Source organism: Bifidobacterium catulorum (assembly GCF_003129925.1).
Taxonomy (GTDB): Bacteria; Actinomycetota; Actinomycetes; order Actinomycetales; family Bifidobacteriaceae; genus Galliscardovia; species Galliscardovia catulorum.
This window is the reverse complement of record NZ_QFFN01000014.1, coordinates 23,701-37,850: the sequence shown is the minus strand read 5'-3', so window position 1 is coordinate 37,850 and position 14,150 is coordinate 23,701. Positions and strand designations below refer to the sequence as shown.

13 protein-coding genes and 1 riboswitch are annotated in these 14,150 nt (G+C 64.6%); of the genes, 5 read left to right on the top strand and 8 right to left on the bottom strand.

Annotated elements, in window-relative coordinates; translation table 11 throughout:
- Positions 1-65: 65 nt before the first annotated feature.
- The 5 genes from DF200_RS06195 to DF200_RS06175 form a co-directional block, all read right to left on the bottom strand.
- Positions 66-350: a YggT family protein gene (locus DF200_RS06195; protein ID WP_109137414.1), complete on the bottom strand. Its 285-nt coding sequence runs from the start codon at positions 348-350 to the stop codon at positions 66-68.
- 72 nt (positions 351-422) lie between these two features.
- The gene (locus tag DF200_RS06190; RefSeq protein WP_109137413.1) at positions 423-893 is read right to left on the bottom strand and encodes a cell division protein SepF; all 471 of its coding nucleotides are present in this window, start codon (positions 891-893) and stop codon (positions 423-425) included.
- Positions 894-912: 19 nt separating this feature from the next.
- Positions 913-2,148, bottom strand: coding sequence for a cell division protein FtsZ (ftsZ, locus tag DF200_RS06185; RefSeq protein WP_109137412.1), 1,236 nt, complete (start codon positions 2,146-2,148; stop codon positions 913-915).
- 98 nt (positions 2,149-2,246) lie between these two features.
- On the bottom strand, positions 2,247-3,407 hold the full coding sequence (dusB, locus tag DF200_RS06180; RefSeq protein ID WP_109137411.1) for a tRNA dihydrouridine synthase DusB: 1,161 nt from the start codon (positions 3,405-3,407) through the stop codon (positions 2,247-2,249).
- Between the two features lie 125 nt (positions 3,408-3,532).
- A complete protein-coding gene (locus tag DF200_RS06175) occupies positions 3,533-5,008 on the bottom strand; it encodes a glycine--tRNA ligase (RefSeq protein WP_109137410.1) in 1,476 nt (491 codons plus the stop codon).
- Between the two features lie 135 nt (positions 5,009-5,143).
- Positions 5,144-5,255, top strand: a riboswitch (TPP riboswitch).
- On the opposite strand from DF200_RS06175, the gene thiM reads away from it, so the two are divergent.
- The 5 genes from thiM to DF200_RS06150 all read left to right on the top strand — a co-directional run bounded on the left by thiM (position 5,247) and on the right by DF200_RS06150 (position 11,783).
- Positions 5,247-6,134 (top strand): hydroxyethylthiazole kinase, encoded by an 888-nt coding sequence (thiM, locus tag DF200_RS06170; RefSeq protein WP_109137432.1) that lies wholly within the window; start codon positions 5,247-5,249, stop codon positions 6,132-6,134. (Overlaps the previous riboswitch by 9 nt.)
- Entirely contained in the window at positions 6,131-7,228 is a 1,098-nt protein-coding gene (locus DF200_RS06165) for an MTH1187 family thiamine-binding protein (protein WP_109137409.1), read from the top strand. The genes thiM and DF200_RS06165 overlap by 4 nt, the downstream gene beginning before the upstream one ends.
- A gap of 40 nt (positions 7,229-7,268) precedes the next feature.
- Positions 7,269-8,315, top strand: coding sequence for a LacI family DNA-binding transcriptional regulator (locus DF200_RS06160; protein ID WP_109137408.1), 1,047 nt, complete (start codon positions 7,269-7,271; stop codon positions 8,313-8,315).
- 424 nt (positions 8,316-8,739) lie between these two features.
- Positions 8,740-10,083, top strand: a complete 1,344-nt coding sequence (locus DF200_RS06155; RefSeq protein ID WP_109137407.1) for an MFS transporter — start codon at positions 8,740-8,742, stop codon at positions 10,081-10,083.
- Positions 10,084-10,208: 125 nt separating this feature from the next.
- Positions 10,209-11,783: a glycoside hydrolase family 32 protein gene (locus tag DF200_RS06150; protein WP_109137406.1), complete on the top strand. Its 1,575-nt coding sequence runs from the start codon at positions 10,209-10,211 to the stop codon at positions 11,781-11,783.
- Positions 11,784-11,894: 111 nt separating this feature from the next.
- Here DF200_RS06150 and DF200_RS06145 read toward each other — a convergent pair whose 3' ends face one another.
- From DF200_RS06145 to DF200_RS06135, 3 genes are all read right to left on the bottom strand, one after another.
- Positions 11,895-12,608 (bottom strand): ABC-2 transporter permease, encoded by a 714-nt coding sequence (locus DF200_RS06145; protein WP_109137405.1) that lies wholly within the window; start codon positions 12,606-12,608, stop codon positions 11,895-11,897.
- Positions 12,605-13,525, bottom strand: a complete 921-nt coding sequence (locus tag DF200_RS06140; protein WP_109137431.1) for an ABC transporter ATP-binding protein — start codon at positions 13,523-13,525, stop codon at positions 12,605-12,607. The genes DF200_RS06145 and DF200_RS06140 overlap by 4 nt, the downstream gene beginning before the upstream one ends.
- 65 nt (positions 13,526-13,590) lie before the next feature.
- On the bottom strand, positions 13,591-14,001 hold the full coding sequence (locus tag DF200_RS06135; RefSeq protein WP_109137404.1) for a GntR family transcriptional regulator: 411 nt from the start codon (positions 13,999-14,001) through the stop codon (positions 13,591-13,593).
- Positions 14,002-14,150 lie beyond the last annotated feature (149 nt).

Below are 14,150 nucleotides of genomic sequence, written 5' to 3'. Positions count from 1 at the left end.
ATGCTAGCACGCCGTCCCCGACGGGATGGGGATACCCATGCCAATTGCGACGTGTGTCCTGGGCGTCAGATGATGATCTGCAGCACCACCAAGGCAAAATACAGGACGATGAAGCTCACGTCAAGGTATATCGCGCCGAGCGGCAGCGGTTTGATGTATCGCCGCAGCCACCGGAGCGGGGGCTCGGTCAGCTGATAGACGATGTCGATCAGCGACGCCACGACGCCGCGCGGGTACCATCGTGGCGCGAGCACATTGACCCAGTCGAGGATCATTCGTACGAAGAGCACGAAGATATAGGCGTTGATGAGCCAGTCGATAATCAGACGAAGAATAACAATCAAATTCATAGTGCAACCGTATCAATGCCCACGGCCACGTTCGCCCCGCGTCGAACGGTGTCTTGGGTCCGCACGCGCCCGTCAGTCGCCGAAGATGTCGGCGTTCGAGTCCGCCGACGTGTCCTCCACCTTGATGTTGACCTGGGCCGGGCTGAGCAGGAACACGCGGGGGGTCACGCGTTCGATGGATCCGCGCACGCCGAAGACGACACCCGCGGAGAAGTCCACGATGCGATACGCCACGCTCTCCTCCACGCCGGTGAGGTTCAGCACCACGGGCACGCCGTCCCGGATGGCGCGACCGACCAGCTGCGCCTCCTCGTAGGTCTTGGGATGGATCGTGGTGATACGGTTGAGCTGGGCCTTGAACGGGGTCTGGCGGGAACGTGACGGTGACGCCGGGCTCGCCGTCACCGGGGAGGCCGGCGTCACGGTGGAGTCGGAGTCGAACGACGACGGTGCGGCGTCGGGCTCCTCCTGCATGATGTCGTCATCGACGTCGACATCGGCCATGCCGAGATACGACATCGTCTTCTTCATGAAACCGGCCATAGTTCTCCTTCAGAAAATGTCAGCGCAGGAAATCGGGGATGTCAAGATCGTCGAAGCCGGAATCCGGGAACGTCGTGTGGGGATTGACGACCGGCTGCTCGTTGGTGCGGTCGGGGGCGGCCTGCGGCGCCGCCTGCTGGGGCGCCGGTGCAGTCGGCTGCTGCTCGGGCGCCGCGGCGGGACGGGTGTTCATGTCTTCGAGACGCAGCTCGGGGACCTCGGGCATGGCTACCTCGGTGCGCTCGTGCGTCGCGTTGCGCTCCACGGGCCGGTAGGAGCTCTTGACGTCCTTCTTCGCGTCGAAGCCGGCGGCGATCACCGTGACGCGCACCTCGTCGCCGTAGGCGTCGTCGAGGGCGAGGCCCCAGATGATCTGCGCCTCGGGGTGGACGGCCTCTCGTACGAGTTCGGCGGCTTCGTTGGCCTCCTGCAGGGAGAGGTTCATGGGGCCGGCGATGTTGAGCAACACGCCGTGGGCGCCCTCGATGCTCGATTCGAGCAACGGGGAGCTGATGGCGATCTCCGCGGCCTGGTTGGCGCGGTCCTCGCCCCGTGCGGATCCGATGCCGAACAGCGCGGTGCCGGAATCCTTCAGCACGGAGGTGACGTCGGCGAAGTCGACGTGGATGTACGGGTTGACCATGGTGATGAGGTCGGTGATGCCCTGAACGCCGGCCAGCAGTGCGGAATCGGCGGTCTTGAACGCGTCGATGATGCTGATGGAGCGGTCGGACAGGTCGAGCAGGCGGTCGTTCGGAATGACGATCAGCGCGTCGACCTCCTTGCTCAGGTTCTGGATGCCGGTGTCCGCGGAGGAGGAGCGACGGGGACCTTCGAAGCTGAACGGACGGGTGACCACGGCCACGGTGAGCGCGCCGAGCTGGCGGGCGCAACGGGCCACCAGCGGGCTTGCGCCGGTGCCGGTGCCGCCGCCTTCGCCGCAGGTGACGAACACCATGTCCGCCCCCTTGAGGGCCTCCTCGATGTCGGACTGGTGGTCCTGGGCCGCCTTGGCGCCCTTCTCCGGGTCGGCGCCCGCGCCGAGGCCTCGGTTGGTGTTGTCGGAAAGGGAGATCTTGACATCGGCATCCGAGCGCAGCAGATCGGTGGCATCTGTGTTGATGGCGACGAACTGGACGTTCTGCAGTCCCTCGGCGATCATTCGGTTCACCGCGTTGCCGCCGGCTCCGCCCACACCAACGACCTTGATGAGGGTCTTATTGTTGAAGTTGTCAGCTTCGGCAATGTCGCTCACTGTATGCTCCTGTCACTCACGGTTATGCCTAACTCTATCGCAGTATTACCGTTCAATCGTGAATATTGTATAGCGTGTACGGGTTTTCTCTATATGACTCAGTATGAGGCATCCAACGGATCGGCGCTAATCACCGTGCGTCGCTGATCGTCGGTCAGATCCCGGGAGTCGAGCCAACCGTAAGGGAGGTGCACCTTCTTCGCGTAGCGCACACGGCCCCGAGGCTTGTCCTCGACGGCCCGGGGATAGGGGATGTCCGGGTCGAGGGAGTCGATCCGACGGCGGACATCCGCCAAGTCTTCACATTCCATGAACGCCTTGCGCACGCCGCCCCCCACCGGGAACCCCTTGAGGTACCAGGCCACATGCTTGCGCAGGTCGTGGACGGCCATCGTCTCGTCGCCGTCGTAGAACTCGGTGAGCAGTTCGGCATGTCTCATGATGACTCGCCCCACCTCGCCGAGCGTGGGCTCCATGCGCTCGTCCGACCCGGCGAAGGCGTTCCTGAGGTCGGCGAACAGCCACGGACGGCCCTGGCATCCGCGGCCGATGGCCACGCCCGCGCAACCGGTCCGGCGCACCATCGCCAAAGCGTCGTCCGCGCTCCAGATGTCGCCGTTGCCGAAGACGGGGATGTCCAGCTCCCCCACCAGTTCGGCGATGCGGCTCCAATCCGAGTGGCCGCCATAGTATTCGGCGGTGGTCCGGGCGTGCAGCGTCACCGCCGCGCATCCCTCGTCCTGGGCGATGCGGCCGGCGTCGAGGAACGTCTCATGGTCGTGGTCGATGCCAACACGGATCTTGGCGGTGACCGGGATGTCCGCCTCGGAGCAGACCTTCACCACCCGGTGGATGATGTCGCGGAACAGTCCGCTCTTCCATGGCAGGGCGGAACCACCGCCGCGACGGGTCACCTTGGGCACGGGGCATCCGAAGTTCAGGTCCACATGGTCGGCCATGCCCTCGTCCACGACGATGCGCGCGGCCATCTCCACGATGGCGGGGCTCACGCCATACAGCTGCAACGACCGGATCCGCTCGCCCGGCGCGAAACGGCAGAGGCGCAGCGCCTTGGGGTTGCGGGCCACCAGCGCCCGCGCCGTGATCATCTCGGCCACGTACAGCCCCTCCGGTCCGTATTCCTCGCACAGCACGCGGAACGGCCAGTTGGTCACGCCCGCCATCGGGGAGAGCACGACCGGGGTCTTCACATGGATGGGGCCGAGATCGACCGGGGGCAGGGAGCTGTTCTCTTCCATATTCCTCCACTTCCTGACGCTTGGATGTCACGACCGGCGGGCAGACGACTAAAGGGTGGCGTCTCGCAGGGAACGCCACCCTTGTGGTCCGGCCACGCCGGGGAACCGGTGTAACGCGTGTGGGATCAGTACAGGCCGCCGGCCTCGTTGATCTTCACGGAGTCCGGCCATGCCTCGCCGCCCATGGCGACGGGCTTCATCGGCACGCGGGTGCGGTGCTCGCCGATGCGGGCGTCCACGTACTCGGCGACCTTGTCCAGCGAGACGCGCTCCTGATTCATGGTGTCGCGGTCGCGGATGGTCACGGCGTGGTCCTCAAGCGTATCGAAGTCGACGGTGACGCACAGCGGGGTGCCGATCTCGTCCTGACGGCGGTAGCGGCGGCCGATGGCGCCGGACTCGTCGTAGTCGATCATCCACTCGTGCTGGCGCAGGTCGGCGGCCAGATCCTCGGCCACGGACTTCAGCTCGGGCTTCTTGCTCAGCGGCAGCACGGCCGCCTTGACCGGGGCGAGACGCGGGTCGAGGCGCAGGACGGTGCGCTTGTCCACGCCGCCCTTGGTGTTCGGGGCCTCGTCCACGTCGTAGGCGTCCACGAGGAAGCACATGAGGGAACGGGTCAGGCCCGCGGCGGGTTCGATGACGTACGGCACGTACTTCTCGCCGGTGGCCTGATTGAAGTAGCTCAAGTCCTCGCCCGAGTGCTTCGCGTGGGCGGACAGGTCGAAGTCGGTGCGGTTGGCCACGCCCTCAAGCTCGCCCCAGTCGGAACCCTGGAAGCCGAACTTGTATTCGATGTCCACCGTGCGCTTGGAGTAGTGGGCGAGCTTCTCCTTCGGATGCTCGTAGTGGCGCAGGTTCTCCGGCTTGACGCCGAGGTCCAGATACCACTGGGTGCGGGCGTCGATCCAGTACTGGTGCCAGTCCTCGTCGGTGCCGGGCTGCACGAAGAACTCCATCTCCATCTGCTCGAACTCGCGGGTGCGGAAGATGAAGTTGCCGGGCGTGATCTCGTTGCGGAAGCTCTTGCCGATGTTCGCGATGCCGAACGGCGGCTTGGAGCGCGAGGAGGTCATCACGTTCTTGAAGTCCACGAAGATGCCCTGCGCGGTCTCCGGGCGCAGATAGTGCAGGCTGTTCTCGTCCTCCACCGGCCCGAGGTGCGTGCGCAGCATCATGTTGAAGTCGCGCGGCTCGGTCCACTTGCCGCGGGTGCCGCAGTTCGGGCAGACGATGTCCGCCATGCCGTTCTCCGGAAGGGTGTCGCCATGCTTCTCCGCATAGCTCTCCTCAAGCTTGTCGGCGCGGTTGCGCTTGTGGCAGTTCAGGCATTCGACGAGCGGGTCGTTGAACACGGACACGTGGCCGGAAGCCACCCACACCTCGGAAGGCAGGATGATGGAGGTGTCGACGCCCACGACGTCGCCGCGGGTGACGACCATGGAGCGCCACCATTCGCGCTTGATGTTGTCCTTCAAGGCAACGCCAAGCGGACCGTAGTCCCATGCGGAACGCGTGCCGCCGTAAATCTCGCCGGCCGGGAACACGAACCCGCGACGCTTCGCCAGGGACACCACCGCATCAAGTTTCGATTCAGCCACAATCCACCTTCTATATAGGGGTCAACGATGTCGAAATAGTCGGCAACGACTCTACCGCCCAGCACTGACACACCGCGCGCCGCGACGGAGGCCGCGCACGCCGCCACTGTCCTAGCCGCCGCATACGTTATGGAACCATCATGCCAGGGGAACCGACGCGGCCCGAGCCGCAAGGTTGAGAAGGCCGCGGCCTGACCCTTGGAACCTGTTGGCTAACACCATCGTAGGGAGGCATTCGATGACTTCGGCAACACAATCCGCGGCCCCGGCGGCCCGTCGCAACCTCGGCATCGCCGCCCCGCTGCGCGTCTCGGTCGCCGCGGCGGTGAACGCCGTGCGACGCACCACGCCGCTGGCGCAGTCGCTCACCAACTTCGTCACCATCAATCTCGTCGCCAACGCCCAGCTGGCCGTCGGGGGCACCGCCGCCATGCACTACAGCGGCGAGGAGGCCGCAGCGCTCGACCACGGCGCATCCAAGGCCACCTACATCAACATGGGCACCCTGCTGGAGCCTTTCCGCACCGAATACCCCGCCGCGGCGCGCGACGCCGCCGAACACGGCCTGCCCTGGGTCCTCGACCCCGTGGGCGCCGGTGCGGGAGAACTGCGCGGCGCCATCCTGCGCGCCTTCGCCGCCACCCCCCCGGACATCATCCGATGCAACGCATCCGAGGCCATCGCCCTCGCCGGCATCTGGGGGCTCGACGGCGCGGACTCGCGCAGCAGGGCCGGCGTGGAGGCCAGCGACGAGGTGGACGAGGCCATCCCCGCGGCCCACGCGCTGGCCCGGTTCACGGGCGGCGTGGTCTCGGTGTCCGGGGCGGTGGACCTGGTGACCGACGGCGATGCCGACTACCGCCTTCCGGGGGGAAGCAGGTGGATGACCAAGATCACCGGCGCGGGATGCTCCCTCGGCGGCGTCACCGCCACCTACGCCTGCGTGACGGACCCGTTGACCGCGGCCGTTTCCGCCGCGCTGCACTACAACCGCGCCGCCGACAGCGCCGAACGTGAGGCGAACGGCCCCGGCTCGTTCCAGACCGCCTTCCTCGACGCCCTGTGGAACACCACGGCGGACGAGATCGCCCAGTCCCCTATCTATATGGAAAAGGACATGTCATGACCTTCCGTTTCCCCTACGCCTCCATGCGCGACTCCTTCGACCTTTCCGCATATCTGGTGCTCGGCCCCGACGACACGAACGGCCGTCCGGTGACCGAGGTGGTCCGTCAGGCGCTCGACGGCGGCGCCACCATCGTCCAGCTGCGCGCCAAGCACGCCGACGCCGGAGAGATCATCGACATGGCAAGGGACATCGCCGACGTCATAGCCGAGGCGGGCAAGTCCGACACGGTGCCTCTGCTCATCGACGACCGGCTCGACGCGGTGCTCGCCGCCCGGGGGCTCGGCATCAAGGTGGACGGCGTGCATGTGGGCCAGACCGATGTGCCCGCCGAATCATGCCGTCGGCTGCTCGGACCCGACGCCATCGTCGGGCTTTCCGCCAACACCACGGAGCTGTTCGACATCATCGACGGGCTCCCCGCGGGCGTGGTGGACTACATCGGCGCAGGCGCCGTCCATCCGACCGGGACCAAGCCCGAGGCCACGCTCATCGAGAAGGCGGACGACGACGCCGGATCCATCGCGGCGATCGCCCGCCTGTGCGAGGTCAGCGCCTATCCGGTGGTGGTCGGCGGAGGCGTGAAGCTCGCCGACATCGCCCCGCTGGCCCGCACGAAGGCGGCGGGATGGTTCGTGGTCTCCGCCATCGCCGGAGCCGACGACCCGCGCCTCGCCACGGAACGGCTCGTGGAGGCGTGGAGGTCCGTGCGCGGGGAAGGACGTCACGGGCACGCGCCACGCCCCCAGGCGACGCCGCGCGGGGAGGACAACCCGGCCGAACGCTATGTCAACACGCTCGCCCAACTGACCATCTGGCCGACCGGCGTGGGCGAGGAGCTCAGCGAATACGTGGCGCAGGTCATCGACGTCATCCGCGATTCCGGTCTCGACAACAGCACCCATGCCATGAGCACCGACATCGAGGGGGATTACGACGCCGTGCTCGCCATGGTCAAACGCGCGGCCTTCGTGCTCTATGACCACGGGTACCGGACCCAGGTGAGCCTGCAGATGGACATGCGTCCGGGATTCGACCATCAGATGAAGGGAAAGGTCGATCTGGTGAACGAAATCCTGAGGCAAAAGCGATAAACATGGGGCGGTCAGCGCGAAAAGCGTTAACGTAGTGCCTATGACAACGATGAAGGAGATCGCCGAACGCACGGGGGTATCAATCTCGACGGTGTCGTTGGTATTGAACAACAGGGACGTCGGGCGAGTGAAACCCACCGTGGCCAAAAAAGTGCGAAAAACGGCGGAGACTCTGGGATATAAGCCGAATCCGCTCGCGCGGAGCCTGCGGACCAGCAAGACGCGCATCCTCGGCTTCGTCAGCGACGAGATCGCAACCACGCCGTATGCCGGGCGTCTGATCCTGGGGGCCCAGGACGCCGCCCGCTCGTTGGGGTACATGCTGCTGACCGTCAACACGAACGGCGACGCCGAACTTGAGGACCATGAGATCAGCACGCTCAGGCAATACGGGGTGGACGGCTTCATCTACGCCCGCATGTTCAACCAGCGCACGACGCTGCCCGAGGGGGTGAAGCCGCTTCCCACGGTGCTGCTGGATGGCAGCGACGCGGACGGGCGCGCACCGTCCATAGTCCCCGACGAGGAGTCCATCGGATACGACGCCACACGCCATCTCATCCGCGCCGGCTGCCGGAGCATCGCCTACATCGGCGCCAACGACCGGACCTACGCCGCCGATACCGGACGGCGCGCCGGGTACCGCCGGGCGCTGCAGGAGGCCGGGCGCCGCTTCGACCCCGGCCTTGAGGTCGGCACGACCTTCAACCAGCCCGCGCTCGACGTCGTCGAAAGGCTGTTCGACGAGAGACATCCCGACGGGTTCTTCTGCTTCAACGACGCACGCGCATGGTACGTCTACGAGGCCGCGGCACGGCGTGGCCTCGTCGTCGCCCGCGACGTCAGCGTCGTGGGCGTGGACAACCACCGGATCTTCGCGGAGACGCTCGCCCCACGGCTGACCACCGTGGACCTGCCGCACTATGAGATGGGATATTGGAGCACGCTCAAGCTCGTCTCCCTCATCGAGCATCGTTCCCTCGGCGGGTTGCCGCTGCCCGAGACCCGCTCCCCCATCCCGCCGTTGGACGGCAATGCGGCACGCATCCACTGCACGCTGATCGACAAGGAATCGGTCCGTCGATAGTCCACGGCGGACATCCGGGTGCGGCCCCGGCGAGGGACCGCACCTGTCTTCACATCTGACGGGGCGACTCACCCCACCCCCGGCGACACGCCGGCGATACCCGCTTTTCCACCGTCGTTTTCCCACGAATACCAACCTTCCCGCCATGGTGTTGTCAATCATGACGTCAATCGTTTGACGAAATGTCATTCCATTGTTAATATCGTTAACCAAGACCACGGCAACGGGGCATGGCGATATGATTCGGCACAGCCAATCGACGCAGCCAGTCGATGCAATCAGTCGACACAACCAATAGACGCAATCAATAGATGCAATCAGAACGCCACGAAGCCCCGGCAGGCGTGGTCGCGAATGAACCACAACCGCAAAGCTGCGAATCCAAGATCCAAGTCGGAAACACCATGAGAGAAAAGGAATCGACATGGCAAGCAACAAGGTCTGGCGGAACCCCTCATACCTGCAAAGCTCCTTCGGCATCTTTCTGTTCTTCTGCTCCTGGGGCATCTGGTGGTCGTTCTTCCAGCGCTGGCTCATCTCCGGCGTGGGGCTCACCAACGCCGAGGTCGGCACCATCTACTCCATCAACTCGCTGGCCACACTCGTCATCATGTTCGTGTATGGCGCCATCCAGGACCAGCTCGGCATCAAGCGCAAGCTGGTGATCTTCGTCTCCCTCGTCGCCGCGCTCGTCGGCCCGTTCGTGCAGTTCGTCTACGCGCCGATGATCCTCGCCGGCGGCACCACCCGCTACATCGGCTCGTTCCTCGGATCCATCGTGCTCTCCGCGGGCTTCATGTCCGGCTGCTCGCTGTTCGAGGCCGTCACCGAACGCTATTCCCGTAAGTTCGGCTTCGAATACGGCCAGTCCCGTGCCTGGGGCTCCTTCGGCTACGCCATCGTCGCGCTGTGTGCAGGCTTCCTGTTCAACATCAACCCGCTCATCAACTTCTGGGTCGGCTCCGCCTTCGGCGTGTGCATGCTGCTCGTCTACGCCTTCTGGGTGCCGAGCGAGCAGAAGGACGAACTGAAGAAGGAATCCGACCCGAACGCCGAGCCCACCAACCCCTCCTTCAAGGAGATGGTGGCGGTGCTCAAGATGCCAACCCTGTGGGTGCTCATCGTCTTCATGCTGCTGACCAACACCTTCTACACCGTGTTCGACCAGCAGATGTTCCCCACCTACTACGCCAACCTCTTCCCCACCGAGGCCATCGGCAACGCCACCTACGGCACACTCAACGGCTTCCAGGTGTTCCTCGAATCCGCCATGATGGGCGTCGTGCCGATCATCATGAGGAAGGTCGGCGTGCGCAACGCCCTGCTGCTCGGCGCCACCGTGATGTTCCTGCGCATCGGCCTGTGCGGCGTGTTCCACGACCCGGTCACCGTGTCCATCGTCAAGCTGTTCCACTCCATCGAGGTTCCGCTGTTCTGCCTGCCGGCGTTCCGCTACTTCACCCTGCACTTCGACACCAAGCTCTCCGCCACGCTGTACATGGTGGGATTCCAGATCGCCTCGCAGGTCGGCCAGGTCATCTTCTCCACGCCACTGGGCGCCTTCCACGACAAGATGTCGGCCATCATGCCGAACAACGACATGGGCTCCCGCGTGACCTTCTGGGTCATCTCCGCAATCGTGCTCGCGGCGCTGATCTACGGCATCTTCGTCATCAAGCGCGACGACCAGGAGGTCGGCGGCGACCCGTTCTACACCGACAGGCAACTTCGTGAGATGGAAGCGGCCAAGGCCTCCGAGGCCAAGTAAGCCCTCCCGCGGCATACCCTCGGCTCCCCTCCTTGAGGGGAGCTGTCCGCGTAGCGGACTGAGGGGAGCCCACTTCCATAGCAGAGCGCAAACCCAACCCGCAAACAAGAAAGGACCATTCGACGATGAGTGACTTCACACCCACCTACTCCCCCATCAAGGACCACGGCGAGGAACTCGCCAAGGCCGAGGCCGGAGTCGCCAAGCTGGCGGCCTCGCGCAACGACCGCTGGTACCCGAAATTCCACATCGCGTCCGACGGCGGTTGGATCAACGACCCCAACGGCCTGTGCTTCCACAAGGGCCGCTGGCACGTCTACTACCAGCTGCATCCGTACGGCACCCGATGGGGCTCCTGCCACTGGGGCCATGTCTCCAGCGACGACATGGTCACGTGGCGCCGCGAACCCATCACCTTCGCCCCCAGCCTTGAGGAGGAGAAGGACGGCGTGTTCTCCGGCTCCGCCGTGATCGACGACGACGGCCACGCGCGCTTCTACTACACCGGCCACCGCTGGGCCAACGGCGTGGACGGCTCCGACGGCGAATGGCAGGTGCAGATGCTCGCCGAACCGACCGACGACACCCTCAACACGGTCGAGAAGAAGGGCGTCGTCGTCGACTGCCCCCGCGAGAAGGTGAACTCCCACTTCCGCGACCCGAAGGTGTGGAAGACCAACGGCGTGTGGTACATGACCTTCGGCGTCTCCTCCGCCGAGAAGCGCGGCCAGATGTGGCTTTACACCTCCGAGGACATGGTCGAATGGACGTTCAGGACCGTGCTCTTCGAGCACCCGGACCCGGACGTGTTCATGCTCGAATGCCCCGACTTCTTCCCCGTAACCGACAAGGACGGCAACGAGAAGTGGGTCATCGGCTTCTCCGCCATGGGCTCGAAGCCGAGCGGCTTCATGAACCGCAACGCCAACAACGCCGGATACATGATCGGCACGTGGGAGCCTGGCGGCGAGTTCAAGCCCGAGACCGACTTCCGCCTGTGGGACTGCGGACACAACTTCTATGCGCCGCAGTCGTTCAACACCGTGCCCGGCGACACCGCCGACAACACCGACGGCCGGCAGATCATGTACGGCTGGCTCAGCCCGTTCGTCGACCCGATCCCGATGCAGGAAGACGGCTGGTGCGGACAGCTGACGCTGCCGCGCGAGGTGTTCCTCGGCGACGACGGCGACGTGCACACCGCTCCGGCGGCCGAGATGGCCGGCCTGCGCGAGGACACCGACGAGATCGGCGCCCTTGAGGTCAAGTCCGGCACCGAACGCACGGTGATGGACGACGCCGAAGCCGTCGAGATCGAGATGACCATCGATCTGAGGCACACCACCGCCGAGCGTGCGGGACTGAAGGTGCACGCCACCGAGGACGGCTCCTACACGTACATCGCCTACGACGACCAGCTCGGCGGCGTGGTCGTGGACCGTCAGGCCAACAAATACGGCGACCGCGGCTACCGCATGGCGCCGCTCGACCGTGCCGAGCTGGAGGCCGATGAACTCAAGCTGCGCGTGTTCGTGGACCGCGGCTCCGTGGAGGTCTACGTGAACGACGGCCATCAGGTGCTCAGCTCCTACAGCTATGCGGCCGAAGGCCCGCGCGCGATCAGACTCGCCGCCGAATCCGGCGATCTCAACGTCACCGCCCTGACCACGCATCATCTGAGGTCCATCGGACTGGAATAGTCCGCATTCCACGGATTAGAAGGAACACGGATTAGAAGGAACAGTCAAGGGAACGAAACGGCCGGTGAGAACCCACTATGGGAACTCACCGGCCGTTCATATGGAACGAACCTACATCTCCTTGCGCTCGTACAGTCTCACCGACAGCAGATACGAACCCGCAAGCACGACCGCGGCGATGACCACGCCCAGCACGCCGGTGATCCAGACCGACGAGAACACGTGGGAGCCGAGCCACCCCATGACCATCTGTACCTGCTCGGAAAACCGCGCCGCAAGGACGAATCCGCACAGCACCAGTCCGGAACCGGCGAAGACCACGACGTACAGGAGCGTCTGCGACTTGAATCGATAGACGAGCGTAAGCACGATGGCGGCGAGCACCACGTATGCGAACAGCAGTGCGGCCAGCATCCCCCACGGCAGGGCGCCCATGGACCCCAGCCGACCGGCGACGGCGAAGGCCAGCGGATACGTGAGGGCCGTGGTCACCACGAACACCACGCCGAAGAGCAGCAGATACGCGTACCGTCCCAGCACCTGATTGCGACGGGACACCGGCATCAGCCCGTTCATATCCGCATTGTTGCCCATATCCTGATACACGGAGGGGAAGGTCATGAAGCTCACGTACATCATCAGGTTCAGGCCGGCAAGGTACTTGTACAGCCAGAGGATCACCGCAACGGTATCGTCGCCGCTCAAGACGAGCGTCAGCACCGCCATCAGTATCGGCATCGACAACACGTAGCCGGCGATCATGCCGTACCCTGCGCTGGTCATGCGCGCCCAGTCCACGCGCATGGATCTGATCACCGAGTTCATCGCGTGTTCCCCTTTCCTTTGTCGCCGTCCTTCACGTTCGTCAGCCGGATGATCTCGTCGATGCTGGCCGGCTCCACCAGCAGCCGAGACTGCCTTGCCCCGCGCAGGTCGCGGATATCCTCCACCCGCTGCAACGCATCGAATCCCGTTTCATACCGGTGGATGCCAACGGCACGTTCCCGCAGCGACTCGTCAAGGTCGCCGAGCCCGCCCTTGACCACGCGGAACGCGTCGAGGAACTCGTCCTTCGGGCCTGTGAAGTACAGCCGCCCGCGGGTAATGTAGGTGATGAAGTCGGCGGCGTTCTCCAGGTCGGATGTGATGTGCGTGCTGAACAGCACGGTGTGTTCGCCGTCCTCGATGTATTCGTGGAGGATGTCCATGAGCTCGTCACGGGCGAGCACGTCGAGGCCGCTGGTCGGCTCGTCGAGGATGAGCAGCCGGGCGTCGTGGCTGAGGGCCACGGCGAGCATGAGCTTCATCAGCATGCCGCGCGAGAGCTCCTTGACCTTCTTGCGCCGGTCGAGCCCGAAACGACGCAGATAATCGCCGAACAACCGGTGATTCCATGTGGAATACAGTCCGCGCACGGCATGCTCCACCTTGTTGACGGTCCACACGTCGACGAAATAGCTGGAGTCGAAGACGACGCCGAGCTGTTCCTTGACGCGTTCCTCGTCCTTGATGTTGTCGAGCCCGAACACCTCGATGGAGCCGGCGTCGCGCCGTACCATGTTGAGGATCAGTCTGATGAGCGTGGACTTGCCCGCGCCGTTGGGTCCGATGAGACCCATGATGTATCCGGCGGGCAGGTCGAACGTGATGTCGTCGAGCCGGAAGCCGGTGTCGTACCGTTTGCCGACGCCGTTCACGCTGAGTGCGAGCGGCGTGGCGTCGGCGATCGTGTCGAGCGCCATGGTCTGCCTTTCCCCTGTCATCATGACTTCCGTATGCATTTCCGCAAAAAAGTACGTAGCGGAGGTCATATGTCGTTGTTTTTCCGGGCTTTCCCACTCCGCGGATCGCCGCGGTATGCCTCGTCGAGCATGGCGTGCAGTTCGGCGGCCGGGATGTCCGCCGCCTTCGCCGCCTTCGCCGCTTCGGCGAGGCATCCCCGCACCCGTTCGGACAGCCGGTCCCTCATGACGTCATTGCCCTTCGGCATGACGAAGGTGCCTTTGCCCTGGACGTTGCGCACGATGCCCTCGCCCGCCAGTTCGTTGTACGCCCTGGTGACGGTGAGCACGGAGACGCGGAGCTCCTTGGCGAGCTTGCGCAGCGAGGGCAACGCCTCGCCCGCTTCGAGTTCGCCGGAGAGCACCGCCGAGCGGATCTGCGTCTTGATCTGCTCGTAGATGGGTTCGCCGGACACGGAAGAGATGATCAGCCTCATTCCCTGCCCCTTTCTGTTTTTGGACCGCACCAGTACTGTTGTGCTGTCATATAGAACAGTACAACAGTTTTTCCGACTGTGCAACACGAAACCATAACAGTTGAACTTGATTGCGGGGCGTCGATGAACCACCCCCCGTAAATCGTTAT

Coding starts and splice junctions, on each gene's coding strand:
- DF200_RS06140 (WP_109137431.1), bottom strand. CDS start 13,525: ATGGCGCTCGACACGATCGCCGACGCCACGCCGCTCGCACTCAGCGTG.
- dusB (WP_109137411.1), bottom strand. CDS start 3,407: ATGGAAGAGAACAGCTCCCTGCCCCCGGTCGATCTCGGCCCCATCCAT.
- thiM (WP_109137432.1), top strand. CDS start 5,247: ATGACTTCGGCAACACAATCCGCGGCCCCGGCGGCCCGTCGCAACCTC.
- DF200_RS06190 (WP_109137413.1), bottom strand. CDS start 893: ATGGCCGGTTTCATGAAGAAGACGATGTCGTATCTCGGCATGGCCGAT.
- DF200_RS06160 (WP_109137408.1), top strand. CDS start 7,269: ATGACAACGATGAAGGAGATCGCCGAACGCACGGGGGTATCAATCTCG.
- DF200_RS06155 (WP_109137407.1), top strand. CDS start 8,740: ATGGCAAGCAACAAGGTCTGGCGGAACCCCTCATACCTGCAAAGCTCC.
- DF200_RS06145 (WP_109137405.1), bottom strand. CDS start 12,608: ATGAACTCGGTGATCAGATCCATGCGCGTGGACTGGGCGCGCATGACC.
- DF200_RS06150 (WP_109137406.1), top strand. CDS start 10,209: ATGAGTGACTTCACACCCACCTACTCCCCCATCAAGGACCACGGCGAG.
- DF200_RS06165 (WP_109137409.1), top strand. CDS start 6,131: ATGACCTTCCGTTTCCCCTACGCCTCCATGCGCGACTCCTTCGACCTT.
- DF200_RS06195 (WP_109137414.1), bottom strand. CDS start 350: ATGAATTTGATTGTTATTCTTCGTCTGATTATCGACTGGCTCATCAAC.
- DF200_RS06135 (WP_109137404.1), bottom strand. CDS start 14,001: ATGAGGCTGATCATCTCTTCCGTGTCCGGCGAACCCATCTACGAGCAG.